The following is a 17146-nucleotide window of genomic DNA, read 5'->3' as shown; positions in this document are numbered from 1 at the left end:
ATGGCGGGGATCCGATCCGCGTGGACAGGAATGCGGATCCTGGTCAGCGCGCGCGTGCGCGCGCGGGTTGGAGTGCGCCTACGGCGCCAGCGACCGGTCGCAGAGCGCCAGATAGCATTGATAGGCATCTTTGATGATGTTTGCAGTCTCCGGGTTGGGCTCGAACGATTGGCCCATCCGCACGAGACGTTCGGCCAGCTCGCCGAGGGGGACGTCGCGCGCCCCGGCGCGGGCGATGATGGCGGCGCCCGCCGCCGAGGTGTCGAGTTCCTCCACCAGCTGGACCGGTGTCCCCAGGGTGTCGGCGATGATCTGACACCACAGCGGCAGTTGCGCGCCGCCTTCCGCCAGCCGGACCTCCGAGACGGTCATCCCCAGCGTCTCGAACAGCCCGACGCATTGGCGGACATTGAAGGCAACGCCTTCGAGCACGGCGCGGACCAGATCGCCGGGACCGTGGGTGGAATTCAGGCCGTGGAACGAGGCCCGGGCATCGGGCCGGTCGTAGGGCGTCGATGCGCCTTCGAGGAAGGGCAGGAACGTGACGCCATCGGCACCCGGCGGCGACTGACGTGCCAGCGCTTCCAGCGCGGCATAGTCCGGGCTCGCCTGCCCGCCCGCTCCAAGCAGTGTCCGCATCCAGGCGAGGCTCAGGCCGCCGCTCATCACCAGTCCCAGCCACAGATCATGTCCGGGTACGGCGTGGGGAATCTGCCAGACGGCTCCGGGTTCCGGGCTGCGATGGCCGGTGGCGTCTGCGACCACATGGCCGGCGGTTCCGAGTGTTACGGCAACACGGCCCGCCTTGACGGCCCCACATCCCACGGCGAGCGCAGCGACATCGCCGGCTCCAGTGGCGACCGGCGTGCCGGGGGGGAGCCCGATTTGTTCAGCGGCCGCCGGCAGAATGGTCCCGACGATTTCCGGCGATGGCCTGATCTCCGGCATTTGTTCCGGCGTTATGCCGGCATATTCGCAGAGATCCGGCTGCCACCGGGTGCCGACAAGGCTGGCCATTGCGGTCGACACAGCGTCGGACGGGTCCGTTACCAGGACTCCGGTCAGGCGCAGGAGAAGCATGTCCTTGACCAAGGCCACGCGTTTGACCCGACCCATCAGCTCAGGCCGGTGTTTGTGGAACCAGGCGAGTTTCGGCAGCACCGCGATCGGCGTCAGGGTGTTGCCGGTCACCGCACCGATCCGCGCGCCGGCGGAGGCGACGATCCGCGCGGTTTCATCGGTAGCGCGCAGGTCGAGCCAGATCACCGCATCGTGGAGCGGTCGGTTATCCCCGTCGAGCAGGACGAAGCCGTTGAGTTGCCCCGAAAGACCGACCGCCGCGATATCGAGGCTGTCGTGAAGATCGGCAAGCACCGCGCGTACCGCGGTACATGTCGCGGTCCACCAGTCCTCGGGCGATTGTTCCGCCCAGTTCGCCTGCGGTGTCGTGGTTTCGTAGGGGACGCGCGCCTTTGCCACGGCCGTTCCGGTCTCGTCTTGGACGACGACCTTGACCGCCGATGTACCGAGATCGATGCCGAGGAAGCCGCGGTCTCTCATTCGATCGGATCGGGTGGTCGCAGGCCGTGCCGCGTCAGAAACGACAGCCAGAGTTCTGCTGACCGCTCTGCCGCAAGGGCGATCCAGCGGTGGCCTTTTTCCGCCGTCGCGACAGTCGGATCGCCGAACACGCCGCTCCGCATCATATGTCCCATCGACAGCTCGGACTTGCCGTAGTCGGCCGGCACATCAGGATAGTCAGGCGCGGCGCGGTCCATGTGGACGAGGTCCGGCGCGATCGCCAGCATCAGCGACGTCTCGATCTCTTCGGCATGGATGTCGTTGTGCCATTGCTCCGAGTCGGCCTCGGCCAGCATTGCGTCGATGCCGCTATAGAGCCCGTTCAATACTTTGATATTGGACCGGCCGTGGATTTCTTCGCGGATCGCGTGCTTGATCACCTGGGGATTGGCGCCGTGGCCGGACATGACGAACACCGCCTTGATATCCCAGGACTCAAGGCTTTCGGCGATGTCGCGGATCATCGCCCGGTAGGTGTCGAACCGCAGGGTGAGAGTGCCTGGAACGCCGGTCCACACCCAGGCGTAACCGATCGGCAGGGTCGGCAGCACGAGGCCGGCGCTTCGCCTGGCTGTCTCCCACGCGATCCGCTCGGCAATCCGGTTGTCTGTGTCGAGCGGCAGATGGGGTCCGTGCTGCTCGGTCGAGCCGACCGGCAGGATCGCGAACGGACAGTCGGCAACGAACGCCTCGACCTCCGGTCGGGTGGCGGTCGCTGCCAGAAGACAGGAATTCGTCACAGCGTGTCCCTCCGTCCCGATTGCCACGCGGTCCGATAGTCAGTGTCGGTGTCCCAGCGCTGCTGATCAAGGGAACGACCAGAGACGGCGCCGGGCGGCTGCATGGCGAGAAACAAGGCGGTCTCGTTCAAGAGCGTCGGCGGCGCCAACTCGGCGCGCTCGGCTTCGCTCAGGTGGGCAAAGAAGCCGGTGTCGATCTTGACCGACGGAAACAGCGTGTTGACGTTGATGCCCGCCGGCGCAAGCTCTTCGGCGAGAACCCGCGACAGCATCTCGATAGCCGCTTTGGAGGTGCAATAGGGTGCGTCGCCCGCCCGGGCATCGCTGAGGCGGGCGAGCGATGAGGTTACGAAGATGAGGTTGCCGTACCGTTGCGCCGTCATGAATGGCGCCGCTGCTCGCGCGGTCAGGAACGCCCCATCGACGTTTATGTGAAGGATGTTCCGCCATGTCTCTGGTGGCAGATCGACGACATGGCGATGGTCGGGGTCGGTGATCGCGGCGTTGGCGATCACCGCCTGAACCGGGGCCGTGTTCCAGGCATCGCGCATCGCTGCCTCCATGGCGGCCGCGTCGGTGACATCGGCATCGACGAAGCGGAGCCCGTCCGCGGTCATGTTCGCTGCTGGCGGTCGGCGATCGATGCCGGTCACCAGCCAGCCCTGATCAAGGAAATGGACGGCCATCGCCGCGCCGATACCGCTGGCGCTCCCGGTGATCACCACGTGTGGCGAGGCTGACGTCTCGGCCATTATCCGCTCCTTCGCCTACTTCACCGCCCCGCTGGCGAGCCCGACGACGATGTGCTTCTGCGCGATGCCGACAAACAGGAACGCGGGGATCATCGAGCAGATCGACACTGCGGCGATCAGCGGCCAGTCGAAGCTCATGGTGCCAGCCAGGCCAGCGACCACCACCGGAACCGTCTGCGCGTCGCGCGCGGTCAGGAAGAACGCGAGCAGGAATTCGTTCCACGAAAAGATGAACACGATGACGGCCACCGACGCGATCATCGGCCGGGCGATCGGCACGATGACCTGCGTCAAGGTCTGCCACGCGTTGGCGCCGTCGAGCATGGCGGCATCGTCAAGCTCCTGCGGCAGACCGCGGAAGTAGGTCATCATCAGCCAGACGGTCAGCGGCAGGGTGAGGCTGAGGTGAGCAAGCGCGACAGCGAAACGCGTGTCGAGCAATCCAACAGCCTTGAACAGCACGTAAAGGGGGAGAATGACGGCAAACAGCGGTGCCATGCGGATCGACAGCACCCAGAACGACAGGTTTTCCTGCACCGCGCCTCGCATCCGCGACAGCGCATAGGCGGCAGGCACGCCGATCAGCAGCGCCAGCACGACATTGGTGAGGGCGATGGTCAGGCTGTTGAAGAAGGCATGGACGACTCCGCCAGCGACGATCTTCTCAAAGGCTTCGAAGTTCGGCGTGAACACGAGGCTTGGCGGCACCGCCAGGGCTTCGTGCCGGGTCTTGAGTGAGCCGAGCGCCAGCCACACTAACGGAAACACGACAAAGACGCCGGTGACGGACAGAAAGGCGGCGCGGATGATCCGCATCAGGCGCGCGTGGCTGGTGGTCGAGCGCGTCATCGCCCCTCCGCCGAGCGCAAGAAGCGACGGAACATGAGCACCGCTACCGTTAGCGCCATCGCCAGCATCAGAACGCCGAGGGCGGCGGCCTGGCCGAAGTCGAGCTCCTGAAATGCGGTCCGCCAGCCGAAGATCGACAGAACCTGAGTCGAGCGCCCTGGCCCGCCCTTGGTCATGACGAAGATCAGCTCGAAGGTGTTGATGGCGTCGACCAGCCGGAACAGCACCGCAACGATGATCGCGCCGCGCAGCATCGGCAGGGTGATGTTGAAGAACTCGTCGATCGTTGTCGCGCCGTCCATGCGGGCGGCTTCATAGAGTTCCCGCGGCACGCCCTGTAATGCGGCGAGTAGGATGAGGAAGATGAACGGCGTCCGGCTCCAGACATCGGCGATGACGATGGACGCCATCGCCCCGGTCGGGTTGGCGAGCATGTTGGCTTCGAAGCCGATCGACGGCAACAGGAACGCGCCGATGAAACCCATCTCGCCGTTCAGCAGGAACCGCCAGGTGAAGCCCGCGACGACCGGCGGAATGACCAACGGCATCACCACGAGGACTCGTAGCCATCCGGATTTGGCGGCGTTGGAGAAGCTCAGCGCCAGGCCCAGTCCCATTGCCAGCATCACGCCGGTACTGAATAGGAGGTAAATGCCGGTCACCCGGATCGATTGCCAGAGGTCGTTGGAGAAGAGCAGGCGCGAATAGTTGTCGACCCCGTTGAAGTAGACGTCGGGGTCGATCACCAGCCAATGCTGGGCGCTCATCCAGAACAGATAGACCGTGGGGAACAGCACGACCGAGGCCAGGGCGACGACCATCGGTGCAACGAACCAGAAGCGCCAGGTCAACGGCAGGGTCGTCCGGCTATGGGTAAGCGTGGCGCTGATCATATGCGGCCGGAGCGTAGTCGATCTCCGGCCGCATATCAGGCATCAATCGTAGTAGCCAGCGCGTTCCATCCGCTCCTCGGCCCAGACCTGCAGGTCGTCGAGAGCTTCGTCGACGGTCTTCTCACCGGAGATCGCCTCCGACGCCGCGGTCCCGATCCGCTCCATGAACGCGCTGAGCTCGGGAATGTAGGGGAAGTAGTGCGGGTCGGCCTGTTCGTAGGACGCCTCGACCTGATCGAGCAACTCGGCCGGCCACTTGGCCTTCAACACCTCGCCCTGAGTGATCGACGGGAAGGTGCTGTACGGCCAGCCGATCGATTCCGCAAAGCCCTGCATCGCCTGCTCGCCGGTCAGGAACGCGAGCGTCTTGTAGGCTTCGTCCTTGCTATCGGAGAAGGCGCTGACCCCCACCGAGAACGTCCAGAAGCTCTGCACCGGCTTGCCGGATTCGCCGACCGGGCTGGGCGCGAAGGCGGTGTGATCCCGCACGTTCTCGTCTTCGGTGCCGCCGAGCGCCGCGAAGCCGTTGATCGCCGATGGCATCAGCACGACCGCCTGCCCTTGGCCGTAGAGGTTCATCATGTCGACCCAGGTATGGGTGGCGATCCCGGGCGGCCCGAACTCGCGCGACCAGTTGACGAAGGTCTCGAACCCGTCGCGGAACTCGCTGTTGAACAGCGGTCTGGCCTTCGTCTCGCGGATCGCGTCCGGTGTCGTCGGCCCTCCCTCGAACCAAGCCGGGTAACCGGCGTCTGCATAGACGAAGCCGGAGAGATCGAGGCTCGGCTCTTCGCCCGGCGCGCCGCGCATCGTTAGGGCGTAGACGTTGTCGACGCCGTCGGCCTCGAGCCCGGCTTTGATGGTCTGCAGCGCCGCTTCCATCTCGTCGACGGTCTTGGGGAATTCCTCGATTCCATACTTGTCAAACAGGTCCTTCCGGTAGATCACGCCGGAACCGAACGAGTAATAGGGCAGCGCCCAGAGCTGGCCCTCGACCCGATTGGCATCGAGAAACTGGGGATAGACCTGATTGGGATCGAAGTAATCGGCACCGGCTTCCAGATAGCCGTCGAGCGGTTCGAGGTAGCCGGCGTAGCTGAAGGTCTGGACGGCCCCGTCGCTTCCCAGCATCACCAGATCGTATGTACCGGTGCCGTTGACCAGATCGAGCAGCACCTTCTGTCGGGCGGTCTCTTCGTCGGCAAACTCGATATTGACGATGATGTCCTCGGCCTCTTCGAAGGCGCGGAGCTTATCGGTTTTCTCGGTTCCCGACGGTCCGAACATGTCGGCCCAGGCGAAGCCCGGCGCGAAGGCCAGGATGTTGACCTCGGTCGCGGCCGCGGCCGGCTGGGCGACGGCAAACAGGGCGGCGATTGCCAGCGAGGCGCGTCTTGCTTTGGTCACCGGATTCCTCCTCCTTCTGAAACCATGGTCCAGAATCAGCACCGGATCGCGGGCCCGACACCGGACAATGTCATTTGACGTTCAGTTAGCACATTTGTAAAGACACAACAACAAAATTGCGATGAGGAAGCCGTGGCCCAGATCGATCTAGACGAGGATGAAGCCATGTTGGCGGCGACGCTGGCCGACGAGGATCGCTCGCTCATGTTGCGCGCCGCGTGGCTCTATTTCATCGAGGAACAGACCCAGGCCGACATCGCCGAGACGCTGGGCGTTTCCCGGTTTCGGATCAATCGTGCTTTGGCCGAATGTCGGCGGCAGGGGCTGGTTCAGATTCAGGTGACGTCGCCCTTGGCATCGTGCCTGGCACTCGAACAGCGTGTCACCAGAGCGTTTGGCGTGCGCGAAGCGATCGTCGTACCCAGTCCGGCCGATCCGGCCCGCAGCCATGTCATGATTGCCGCTGGGCTGGCGCGTTACGTGGGCGGCCAAATAGCCGACCCGCAGAAAACGGTGTTCGGTTTCGGATGGGGGCAGACAATCAAGGAGATGCTGCGCTTCCTCGATCCGGTGGCGCGTAATGAGGCGGTGATCGTCACCCTGCTCGGTACGCTACCGCATTCGGCCGAGGAGAACTCCATTGAAATCATTGCCAAACTCGGCCGCATGCTCGGCGCCGAACGCCGCTACATGACCGCGCCGATCTACGTGGACTCGCCCGAGGCGCGCTACATGCTCGCCGGTCAGCACTTCTTCTCGTCCGTCCTGTCGACGATTCTCGCCTCGGATCTGGCCTGCTTCGCGGTCGGCAATGTCAGTGACGATTCCCTGTTGGTCCGTCACGGCCTACCGAAGAACGTCCGAATCGATGACATCGTTGCGGCCGGCGCGGTCGGCGACTTCCTCGGAACGTTCATCGACATCGACGGTCGCGCCGTTGATCATCCGATCAACCGCCAACTGGTCGGGCCGGGCCTTGAGGACTTGCGATCCCTGAAATCGCTAGTGCTCGCCTCCGGCGGTCCGCGCAAGGTCGATATCCTGACCGGCGCGCTGCGGACCGGCCTCGTCGACGTGCTGGTGAGCGACGAGACGACGGTGGAGGCGGTGCTGGCTCTGCATGAAGGTGATGGCGCCCAGGTGCCCTTGAAAGCCTGACTACATTATTGCAACATGAAGAACGAATGTGCAAGCCGGAGGCCCCCATGGTGATCGAGTGGAAGCGGCTGACAAACCCGGAGGTCGACGCGCTCGACCGGCGTTTGCCGGTGCTCATACCGATCGGCCTGATCGAGGCCCATGGGCCGCATTTGTCGCTGAGCGTCGACATCGATACGGCTGAATTCTTTTCCCGCGCAATCTGCGAGAGGACCGGAGCGATCCTGGCGCCAGGCATGCCCTATGGCTTCGCCGACGAGATGCGGGAGTATCCCGGCACCATCGGGTTGAAGCCAGCGACGTTTTCGCTGGTCGTTGGCGAGATCGCGGCCATGTTCTGTTTTCACGGCTTCCGTCGCCTCATCTTCATCAGTGGCCACGGCGCCAACAAGGGGCCGTGCGAACTCGCCTTCTGGACGGTCTGGGAGACTTATCCGGACGCGGAACTCGCTTGCTGGAACTGGTGGACCGAAGCCGGCCTGACCGGGATTCATCATGCCGACCAGGGCGAGACCGAGGTGGCCGCGGTGACCGGTGCGGCCTACCATCCCGACCGCGCCGCCGACTTCAAGATCGACAAGCCCTGGTACAAGCTGCGCTCGCGGTATGCGATCCATCCGGATTCCGGTGGCATCAACGGAGAGCCGACGGCGGCCGACCTTGAAGCCGGCAAGGCGGCACGCGACAAAACAATCGACGTGCTCTCGGCCAAGGTCGCCGACATTATGCGTCAGGCCGGGCTCGAGCCGCCCCGTGCGGCGGCGGAGTAGCCTCACCGATGCTGACGCGCCATCACACCGGGACCCGCATGAGCCAAATGGTCGAGGTGCCGGCTGGCGCGGCGATGGTCTATTTGGCCGGCCAGATCTCTGATGACCGGAGTCTTGATCTCGAGGGCCAGACCCGGAACATCCTCGCCAAGATTGATCGCTACCTGGCCGAGGCCGGAACCGACAGGAGCAACATTGTCTCGGCGATGATCTGGCTCTCGGACATTCGCAACCGGCATGCGGTCAACGCCATCTGGGACGATTGGGTTCCGGACGGTGAAGCACCAGCGCGAGCCTGCGTTGAGGCGCGCCTCGCCGAACCAACCGATCTGGTCGAGATTCAGGTCATCGCAGCAAAGTAAACGGGCGTCGCCGCCGGAACAGAGGACGGCGACTTTAGCTATCGTTCGGCTGGGTCACGCCGAGCCTCCGAGCATCAGGCGTACGATCTCCTCATCATCGGTCTCCGACGGACGGCGGACACCGGCCACCGCCCCGCGGGTCAGCACGACGATACGGTCACCGGCAGCGAAGATGTCGGGGAGATTGTGAGAGATCAGAATGATCGCCACACCCTCCGACTTCATCCGTTCGATCAGCGCCATCACCTCGCGCTGTTCCGGTACGCCGAGGGCGGCGGTCGGTTCGTCAAGGATGACGAGCTTGGCTTTCCAGTGAATGGCGCGAGCGAGGGCGATCGCCTGGCGCTGCCCGCCGGAGAGATCGCGGACCGGCGCGCCCGGGTCGGGAATGGCGATGCCGAGACGCTGGAGGACATCGATCGCATCCTCGCGCATGGAGCGACGGTCGACAAAGGGCAGGCCGAGAAACCGGCGGCTGCGTTCCCGGCCGAGATAGAGATTAAGCCCGGCATCGAGATTGTCGGCCAATGCCAGGTCCTGGTAGATCGTTTCGATGCCGGATTCGCGGACTGCATGAGGTGTCTGACCGGTCAGTACCTTGCCTTGGAAGCGGACTTCGCCGGCGGTCGGGTCGTAGACCCCGGAGATCATCTTGATCACTGTCGATTTGCCAGCGCCGTTGTCGCCGGCAAGCACAACACATTCGCCGGCATGAACATCGAAAGAGACGTCGCGTACGGCGTGGACGCCGCCGAAGCGTTTGTCCAGGTCGCGGACCTCGAGAACCACTTCGGCCATCACGATCCTCCCGTCAGCCGGCTCTTCGACTGATCGACGAGCACCGCGACGATAATCACCAGACCGACTGCGACGAACTGCCAGTAAGGCGGTAAGCCGGAGAAGACGAGGCCAAACTGGATGACGGCGATGATGAAAGCGCCGATCACCGTACCGGTGATAGTTCCCTGGCCGCCGGTCAGCGACGCGCCGCCGATGAAGACCGCCGCCACGGCATAGAGCAGGATCGGTTCGCCGGCATTCGCCGCGCCGGCCGAGAACCGGCCGGTGTAGACCAACCCACCAAAGCCAGCGGTCACCGCGGAGATGACGAAGAGGATAATAAGCAGGCGCTTGACGTTGACGCCGGCGCGCTCGACAGACGCCCGGTTGGCGCCGAGCGCATAGGTGTAGACCCCGAATTTCGTGTGAGCGAGCAGGTAGTGGCAGATGAGCGCCAGAACACCGGCGACGACGACCGGTACCGGCACGCCAAGGATGTCGCCATTGCCGAAAGCGCGGGCTTCATCGCTGCGGATCGACACGGTGGCGCCGCCGGCGACGATCAGCGCGCCGCCGCGCGCGACGCCATAGGTCCCGAGCGTGCCGATGAAACTCGGCACGTTGAGCATCGCCACCAGCCACCCATTGATCAAGCCAACCACGACGGCGGCGCCGAGGCCGACGAGCATGGCGAAAATGACAATCGCCCAGCCGGTATCTGGCCCGGCGGCGCGGATGACCAGCGCCATCACGACCGCCGCCAGGCCGGTGGTGAAGCCGATCGACAGGTCGATCTGCCCCGCGACGACGACCAGCGTCAGTCCGAGGGCGAGCAGCAGAATTTGCGAAGCGGCTATGCTGATCGACTGGATGTTGTTGACCCGGAACAGGAATGTGTTGCCGGTTTCGATCTGCGCATAGGTTTCGAAGAACACCAGGATGGCCGCAAGAAACAACCAAGACCAGGCGCTCAGCAGGGGCTTCAGAAACGAAGCCCCTGCCGGTGTGCTTATGTCGGAGATCGGCTTATTCCGAGTAGATGAACTTGGCGATGTCGGGGTCTCCGACATTGTCGGCATCGATCACCGTGAAGCCGGTACCGATGGTCACCGGGATCGACTGGCCGGTTAGCGCGGCATAGGCCGCCATGACGCCGAAGTAACCGATCTCGGCCGGATGCTGGGCGATGGCCGCGTCGACCAGCCCGGTGGAGATGTTGTCGACGATGCTTTGCGGGGCATCGAAGGCAATGACGGTCACGTCACCGGACTTGCCCGCACCTTCGACGCCGTTGCCCGCACCGAGAGCGGAGAAGAGATTGGCGCCGAAAACGCCCGAAACGTCGGGATGGCGCGCGAGCACCGCTTGGAACTGTGAGGCGGCGAGCGACGCGTCGTTCTCGTTGAACTGAGTGTCGAGGACCTCGATACCCGGGAAGTTCTCCGCCATTTCCTCCTTGAAGCCCTGTTCCCGCTGGTCGGTGGTGGAGATACCCGGGCGAACGTTGGAAACATAGACCTTACCGGTCGAGCCGACCGCATCGGCCATGAAGCGCGCTGCCATGCGGCCGCCGGCGATGTTGTCGGACGCGACATAGGACAGCGGAAAGTCGCCGTCGCCGGCTCCATCCTGATACATGCCATCATCGATGAAGGTGTCGACGGTGATGACCGCGATGCCGGCCTCGACGGCGCGGCGTAGCGGTTCGATCATCTGCGTGGTGTCGGTCGGCGCGATTAGGATTGCATCGGGTCCGCGGGCGATGACCGCGTCGAGAACCGGGGTCTGCAGCACCGGATCGAACTCTTCGGCGCCCTGGAACTCGACGGTGATTCCGAGCGCTTCGGCCGCCGCCTGGGCGCCCTTGTTCATGGTGATGTAGAAGGCGTCCGTGGTCAGCCCGGGCACCAAGGTGATGTTGACGTCATCCTGGGCGAGGGCAGGCGTGCCCATGAGGGCCGCAACCGCGGCGACTTTGGCGAATCGTAGCATTCAACTCCTCCCTTTCAGTGCCGCCCCGTACCCGAGGCGCGGCGGCGACATTGTATCTACTTGGAACAAATGTCCAGCGTGGCTGAACAAATGTCCAGCGCTGTCGCAGGCAGGCGCACGCCCATTACCGGGATATGCCTACCCGCCGATCGGAGAGTTCGCGCTACTCGCCACCGCCGAGGTTGTGAACGTAGAAGGTCAGTGCCTTGACCGAGGTTGGGTCGAGGCGTTCGCCCCATGCCGGCATCGATGAATTGCGGGCATTGGTGACTGTCGCGATCACGTCCTCACTGTCGGAGCCATAGAGCCAGATGGCGTCCTGCACGCTCGGTGCACCGAGTTCCTGATCGCCTTCGCCGGCGTCGCCGTGGCAGGCCGCGCAATTGTCCGCGTAGATCTGGGCGCCGGCCGCGAGATCTGCGCTCGCTGGAACAGCCAGTCCACCGAGTGACCGGGTGTACTCGGAGACATCGCGAATCTCGGTCGGCGTCAGAATCCCGTCGCGGCCGAAAGCGGGCATGTCGCCGAATCGGCTGTCCGGACTGTCGTTGCGAATCCCAAAGGTGATCGTATGAGCGATGTCGTCGAACGATCCGCCCCACAGCCATGCGTCATCGATCAGGTTGGGATAGCCTTTGGCACCCCCGCCGCCGGCACCATGACACGGGGCGCAGTTCTCCTGAAATGCAGCCCGGCCGTAGGCGAGCGTAAAGTCCAGAAGCTGTGGATCGTCGCGAATCGCCGCGATTTCCGTGTTGGTCAGGCGGTCGACCATGGGTCCGCGGCTGTCCTGGAGTTCGGCGATCTCCTGATCGACCGCGGTGCGCGAGTTCCAACCGAGGAATCCGTTGGTGGCGGAAAAAACGAGTGGCCAGGCCGGATAAACGATCCAGTAGCCGATGGACCATAGAATGGTCGCGTAGAAGATCCACAGCCACCAGCGCGGCAGCGGCTGATTGAGTTCGGTCAGGCCGTCCCATTCGTGACCGGTGGTCTTGTAGCCGGTTACCGAGTCGACTTGTGGCTCGTTGTGTTCGGGATCGGCCATTCTCAGTCCTCACTCAGCGGCAACCGCGCCGCCCGGTCATAGTCCCGCTTCCGCGACGGTCGCATCACCATGATGACGACGATCACGAAGATGGCGACGAAGTAGATTAGCCCCCAGGACTGGGCGAATTCGGCGAGGGCCATATAGGTTTCGGACATGGCGTGATCCTCAGCGGATGTTGGCGCTGTCGTCATAGAGGTTGAAATCGACCGCGGTCCCCAGTGACTGGAGATAGGCGATCAGCGCGTCCGCCTCGGTCAGCCGGCCGCTGGCGGTCACCGTCCCGGTGAAGTCGCGGACATTGGTGTTCGGGTAGCGGGCGAGGAAATCGTCGAGTTCAAGTGGGTCGGTCGTCCCCTGGATCACCGCGTCCCGGGCGGCGTTCTCGATCATCTCGTCGGTGTAGGGCACGCCGAGGCGCTGCTGCACCTTCAAGTCATCAGCGATATAGGTGAGTTCGAGCTCTGTTTCGGCGAGCCACGGATAGCTGGGCATGATCGATGCCGGCACTACCGACCGTGGATCGTTCAGGTGATCAAGTTGCCAAGTATCGGAGTACTTGCCGCCGACTCGGGCGAGATCGGGGCCGGTCCGCTTCGACCCCCACTGGAACGGCCGGTCGTACATGGATTCCGCGGCGAGTGAGTAGTGGCCGTAGCGCTCGACCTCGTCACGCAGCGGCCGCACCATCTGCGAGTGGCAGTTGTAGCAGCCTTCACGGACGTAGATGTTGCGACCGGCAAGTTCGAGCGGCGTGTACGGCCGCACACCGTCGACCGACTCGATCGTGTTCTTGAGATAGAAGAGCGGGACGATTTCCACGATCCCGCCGATCGAGATGACCACGAGCGACCCCAGGAGGAGAATGATGGGGTTGGTCTCGAAGATCTTATGCCGGGCCCAAGCTGACATCGTGCGTGCTCCCCGTTATTCCGCTGGTGCCATCGCCGGCCGAGCGGCGGGCACGTCCGAGGCCTCGGCGGAGGTAATGGTCTTCCAGATGTTGATGACCATCAGGATCGCGCCGATCACGAACAACAGTCCGCCGAGCGCCCGGACCAGGTAATAAGGGTGCATCGCTTGGACGGTTTCGATGAAGGAGTACTCGAGGAAGCCGAGCGAGTTGTAGGCGCGCCACATGAGGCCCTGAGCGATGCCGGCTACCCACATCGAGGTGATGTAGAGAACGATGCCGATGCTCGAGATCCAGAAGTGCCAGTTCACCAGCTTGAGCGAGTACAGCCCTTTGCGGTTCCAGAGCCACGGAACCAGGCAGTAGATCGCGCCGAAGGAGATGTATCCGACCCAGCCAAGCGCGCCGGAATGGACATGGCCGATGGTCCAGTCGGTGTAGTGCGACAGGGAGTTGACCACCTTAATCGACATCATCGGTCCTTCGAAGGTGGACATGCCGTAGAAAGCCACCGACACCACCATCATGCGGAGTACCGGATCGGTTCTGAGTTTGTCCCAGGCGCCCGACAAGGTCATGATGCCGTTGATCATCCCGCCCCAGGACGGCATCCACAGCATGATCGAGAAGGTCATGCCGAGCGTCTGCGCCCAGTCGGGCAGGGCCGTGTAGTGCAGATGATGCGGGCCGGCCCAGATGTAGAGAAAGATCAGTGACCAGAAGTGAACGATCGAAAGCCGGTAGGAATAGACCGGTCGCTCCGCCCGCTTGGGGATGAAGTAGTACATGATCCCCAGGAAGCCGGCGGTGAGGAAGAAGCCCACCGCGTTATGGCCGTACCACCACTGGATCATCGCGTCCTGGACACCGGCCCAGACGATGTAGGACTTCGACGAGAAGACCGAGACGGGGATCGCGGCGTTGTTGCCGAGATGGAGGACGGCGATGGTCAGGATGAAGGCCAGGAAGAACCAGTTGGCGACATAGATGTGCGGCTCTTTCCGGCGCAGGATCGTGCCAAGAAAGACGAGCAGGTAGACCACCCAGACGACCGTGAGCCAGAGGTCGGCGTACCATTCCGGCTCGGCGTATTCCTTGCCTTCGGTGATACCGAGGAGATAGCCGGTGCCGGCGATCAGAATGAAGAAATTGTAGCCGATAACGACGAACCATGGCGCCAGATCGCCGACCATGCGAGCCCGGCAGGTGCGCTGAACCACATAGAACGACGTGGCGAGCAGCGCGTTACCACCGAAGGCGAAGATCACCGCCGAGGTGTGAAGTGGCCGCAGCCGGCCAAACGTGATCCACGGCAGGTCGAAATTGAGCACCGGAAACGCGAGCTGCAGCGCTAGCAGAAGGCCGGCAAGGAAGCCGGCGACACCCCAGAACAGCGCCGCGATGGTCGCGAATTTGATCGGTCCGTAGTTGTAGTTCGGCTTGCCGTCGATCTCGAGCGGCGGCAGCTCCGCCGGCCGCTGGTAGAAGCGATCGATGATCTTGAAGACGAAATAGGCCGAGGCCGCCGCGAACAGCAGGGCGTGAAAGGAATAGGCGGCCGAATGCGCCTTGCCCGCGACAATCAGGGAGAAAAGCGACAGAACCGTAAGGGCAATCGCAACGCCGATTTCGCCATGTGTGAAAGACTTCCGAGTGACGGTCGGATCAGCCATGCATCCCCCTTGGCCGTGCGCCCAAGATTCCGGCGTCACCATGGGCGCGGGGCCGTCGGCGAACTTTGATCGAAGTCAAAAGACCACCGCGCGCCCCCGGGCGCGACAGTTTGTCTGGCCGGCTCGGGCACGCGGCCTTGACCGTCGCGGTCAAATCCTCAAAACGGGCCCTTCTCCCCGATGATTGCGAACCGGAGCCTGACGCCCATGACGTTTGCCACCTATCCCAGCCTAAATGGAAAGATCGTGTTCGTGACCGGCGGCGCATCGGGGATCGGCGAGCAGATCGTGCGCGCCTTTGCCGGACAGAAGGCTAAGGTCGGGTTCATCGACCGCGATGAGCCACGCGGCCGCGACCTCGTCGAGGAACTGACCGGCGAGGGCGCGGAAGTGCGCTGCGAAATCTGCGATTTGCGCGATATCGGTGCGCTGAAGGCTGGTTTCGCCGCCCTGGTCGCAGCGCTGGGGCCGGCAACCGTACTCGCCAACAATGCGGCGCGGGACGACCGCCACGACTGGACAGAACTGACGGCCGACTATTGGGACGAGCGGATGAACACCAATCTGCGGCACATGTTCTTCGCCATCCAGGCCGTGGCGCCGGGGATGATCGATGCTGGCGGCGGGTCGATCATCAACATCGGCTCGAATTCATGGTGGGAAGCCGGTGGCGGTTTTCCGGCCTACGCCACCGCCAAGGCCGCCGTCCATGGCCTGACCCGCACGATGGCACGCGATCTCGGCGATCATCGTATCCGCGTCAACACCGTGGTGCCCGGTTGGATCATGACTGAGCGACAGAAGGAACTCTGGGCAACCCCGGAGAAGCTGGAACAGCACCGCCAGCGCCAATGCCTGCCCGACCTGATCGACCCGGTCTATGTCGCGCGGATGGTTGTCTTCCTCGCCTCAGACGACGCGGCAATGTGTACCGCCAACAACTACATGGTCGAGGCTGGCTCGATCTAGATCCGGCTCAGAACCCCATCTGCTTGCGGCCGAGGTCGGTCAAGTCGGCTTCGGTGGCCCGTCCAACGAAATCGACCTCGAAGTCCATCGCCGCGAAGTCCGGTGCCGATTTGCCGGCCAGAAACGCCTCCCTCTGACGAGGCAGGTAGGCACGGTTCTTGGGGCAGTCCGGCGCCGAACCAATGTAGATGACGCTGGCGTATTCCGAGCCGGTATGCTCGTCGGCCACCGCGTGGCAGATGTCGGTGTGCCACCAGACGGTGTCGCCGGGCCGGACCTCCGGAATGGAGACGAGGCATTCCATCATCTCCGGATGCCACTCCCGGCTCACGCCAAGGGCACGACCGGGCGCGGCGCCGCACAGGTCGTCCTCGGCGACATCGTCCTGGAGGGCGCGCAACAGCACGTAGGAGATGCCTTCGGCCACGGGCACCAGTTTGAGCGTGCCGTCGCTGGGTCCCTGGCGGGTGAGAGCAGTCCAACCCTGATAGGTGCGGAAAACACTAGCAACCGCCGGGGATGGGATTTCCTCAGTGCGTAGACGATGCGTCCCGTCGAAAGGATTATACGACCGCCAGTCACCGGCGAAGACGGCCTCGTAGACGCCCTGATAGCCCGGGTCGATCCATCGCTCGACTGTGCCGGCGTCCATGTGCGGCGAAAGACCAAGCGTGGTGTCACCTGGTACCCGACGGCGGACGCGGTCGGCATAGGCACACTGAAGATCGGGATCGAAGACGCCCTCGTAGTGCCACAGGCGATCGAGGAAGGACCGCGTTCGGGCGAGGCTCTCGCCTTGTCGTGCGTTGACCTGCGGTTTCGACCAATAGACGTTGAAGACTTGCGGCTTGCCCGCTTTGAGCGCCGAGAAGTATTTGTCCAGGCTTCGTTTTTCGACCTCGCGCTCCTCATAGTGGTTGGTGTCGAGATAGTCGCAGAGCTCGGCAAACCAGTCATTCGCGACCGTTTCGGGGTAGACCTGCCGGACGATGGCGCAACCGGTCCGGCGGATCGCCGCCTTGGTCTCATCGCTCACCGTCCCGGCGGCGATATCGCTGTAGTCAATCTCCGGGATCACCGACCGACCGGCCGCTTGATCCGCTTGGATGGCGTCCGCTGCTCGGCTCATATGGTCACCGACTTCAGCAAAGCTTTGTCTCAGCGCATCCCGACGCGGTTCGACGCTGCGTTTGAAGGCGCTGACAGCAGCCCGGACGTCAATCTCGGGCTCGGCAGTCGCGGTTGCCATGATCATCCTC

Annotated in this window: 18 protein-coding genes; 4 read left to right on the top strand and 14 right to left on the bottom strand. The window is 63.6% G+C overall.

Going from position 1 to position 17146, the window contains the following annotated elements:
- Positions 1-78 precede the first annotated feature (78 nt).
- Genes xylB through ACO076_RS02955 form a run of 6 tightly spaced genes read right to left on the bottom strand, consistent with a single transcriptional unit; the run spans position 79 to position 6222 of the window.
- Positions 79-1560, bottom strand: coding sequence for a xylulokinase (gene xylB / locus ACO076_RS02980; RefSeq protein ID WP_421725248.1), 1482 nt, complete (start codon positions 1558-1560; stop codon positions 79-81).
- Entirely contained in the window at positions 1557-2321 is a 765-nt protein-coding gene (locus ACO076_RS02975; protein WP_421725247.1) for a creatininase family protein, read from the bottom strand. Before ACO076_RS02975 ends, xylB begins: the two co-directional genes overlap by 4 nt.
- Entirely contained in the window at positions 2318-3073 is a 756-nt protein-coding gene (locus ACO076_RS02970) for an SDR family NAD(P)-dependent oxidoreductase (RefSeq protein ID WP_421725246.1), read from the bottom strand. The genes ACO076_RS02975 and ACO076_RS02970 overlap by 4 nt, the downstream gene beginning before the upstream one ends.
- A gap of 15 nt (positions 3074-3088) precedes the next feature.
- The gene (locus ACO076_RS02965) at positions 3089-3922 is read right to left on the bottom strand and encodes a carbohydrate ABC transporter permease (protein WP_421725245.1); all 834 of its coding nucleotides are present in this window, start codon (positions 3920-3922) and stop codon (positions 3089-3091) included.
- Positions 3919-4815, bottom strand: coding sequence for a carbohydrate ABC transporter permease (locus ACO076_RS02960; RefSeq protein WP_421725244.1), 897 nt, complete (start codon positions 4813-4815; stop codon positions 3919-3921). The genes ACO076_RS02965 and ACO076_RS02960 overlap by 4 nt, the downstream gene beginning before the upstream one ends.
- Before the next feature lie 42 nt (positions 4816-4857).
- On the bottom strand, positions 4858-6222 hold the full coding sequence (locus tag ACO076_RS02955) for an extracellular solute-binding protein (protein WP_421725243.1): 1365 nt from the start codon (positions 6220-6222) through the stop codon (positions 4858-4860).
- 132 nt (positions 6223-6354) lie between these two features.
- On the opposite strand from ACO076_RS02955, the gene ACO076_RS02950 reads away from it, so the two are divergent.
- Genes ACO076_RS02950 through ACO076_RS02940 form a run of 3 tightly spaced genes read left to right on the top strand, consistent with a single transcriptional unit; the run spans position 6355 to position 8512 of the window.
- Positions 6355-7380 carry a sugar-binding transcriptional regulator gene (locus ACO076_RS02950; protein WP_421725242.1) on the top strand — a complete coding sequence of 342 codons (1026 nt, stop codon included), beginning with the start codon at positions 6355-6357 and terminating at the stop codon, positions 7378-7380.
- 47 nt (positions 7381-7427) lie between these two features.
- Positions 7428-8150, top strand: a complete 723-nt coding sequence (locus ACO076_RS02945) for a creatininase family protein (RefSeq protein WP_421725241.1) — start codon at positions 7428-7430, stop codon at positions 8148-8150.
- 8 nt (positions 8151-8158) lie between these two features.
- On the top strand, positions 8159-8512 hold the full coding sequence (locus ACO076_RS02940) for a RidA family protein (protein WP_421725240.1): 354 nt from the start codon (positions 8159-8161) through the stop codon (positions 8510-8512).
- Between the two features lie 54 nt (positions 8513-8566).
- Here the strand turns inward: ACO076_RS02940 and ACO076_RS02935 are convergent, their stop codons facing one another.
- The 7 genes from ACO076_RS02935 to ccoN form a co-directional block, all read right to left on the bottom strand.
- Positions 8567-9310 carry an ATP-binding cassette domain-containing protein gene (locus ACO076_RS02935; protein WP_421725239.1) on the bottom strand — a complete coding sequence of 248 codons (744 nt, stop codon included), beginning with the start codon at positions 9308-9310 and terminating at the stop codon, positions 8567-8569.
- The gene (locus ACO076_RS02930) at positions 9310-10248 is read right to left on the bottom strand and encodes an ABC transporter permease (protein WP_421725238.1); all 939 of its coding nucleotides are present in this window, start codon (positions 10246-10248) and stop codon (positions 9310-9312) included. Before ACO076_RS02930 ends, ACO076_RS02935 begins: the two co-directional genes overlap by 1 nt.
- A 70-nt stretch (positions 10249-10318) precedes the next feature.
- Positions 10319-11284 carry an ABC transporter substrate-binding protein gene (locus ACO076_RS02925; protein ID WP_421725237.1) on the bottom strand — a complete coding sequence of 322 codons (966 nt, stop codon included), beginning with the start codon at positions 11282-11284 and terminating at the stop codon, positions 10319-10321.
- 163 nt (positions 11285-11447) lie between these two features.
- Positions 11448-12332, bottom strand: a complete 885-nt coding sequence (gene ccoP / locus ACO076_RS02920) for a cytochrome-c oxidase, cbb3-type subunit III (RefSeq protein WP_421725236.1) — start codon at positions 12330-12332, stop codon at positions 11448-11450.
- A gap of 2 nt (positions 12333-12334) precedes the next feature.
- Positions 12335-12490, bottom strand: a complete 156-nt coding sequence (locus tag ACO076_RS02915) for a cbb3-type cytochrome c oxidase subunit 3 (RefSeq protein WP_421725235.1) — start codon at positions 12488-12490, stop codon at positions 12335-12337.
- A 10-nt stretch (positions 12491-12500) separates the two neighbouring features.
- Positions 12501-13244 (bottom strand): cytochrome-c oxidase, cbb3-type subunit II, encoded by a 744-nt coding sequence (ccoO, locus tag ACO076_RS02910; protein ID WP_421725234.1) that lies wholly within the window; start codon positions 13242-13244, stop codon positions 12501-12503.
- 15 nt (positions 13245-13259) lie between these two features.
- On the bottom strand, positions 13260-14918 hold the full coding sequence (gene ccoN, locus ACO076_RS02905) for a cytochrome-c oxidase, cbb3-type subunit I (RefSeq protein WP_421725233.1): 1659 nt from the start codon (positions 14916-14918) through the stop codon (positions 13260-13262).
- 207 nt (positions 14919-15125) lie between these two features.
- Between ccoN and ACO076_RS02900 the strand changes: the two genes are divergently transcribed.
- Positions 15126-15887, top strand: a complete 762-nt coding sequence (locus ACO076_RS02900) for an SDR family NAD(P)-dependent oxidoreductase (protein WP_421725232.1) — start codon at positions 15126-15128, stop codon at positions 15885-15887.
- A 7-nt stretch (positions 15888-15894) separates the two neighbouring features.
- On the opposite strand, the gene ACO076_RS02895 is transcribed toward ACO076_RS02900, so the two are convergent.
- Positions 15895-17136: a YbiU family protein gene (locus ACO076_RS02895; RefSeq protein ID WP_421725231.1), complete on the bottom strand. Its 1242-nt coding sequence runs from the start codon at positions 17134-17136 to the stop codon at positions 15895-15897.
- Between the last annotated feature and the right edge of the window lie 10 nt (positions 17137-17146).

Origin of the sequence: Bauldia sp., from assembly GCF_965232525.1 — a bacterium.
Taxonomy (GTDB): Bacteria; Pseudomonadota; Alphaproteobacteria; order Rhizobiales; family Kaistiaceae; genus Bauldia.
This window is presented reverse-complemented; position numbering and strand designations above follow the sequence as displayed.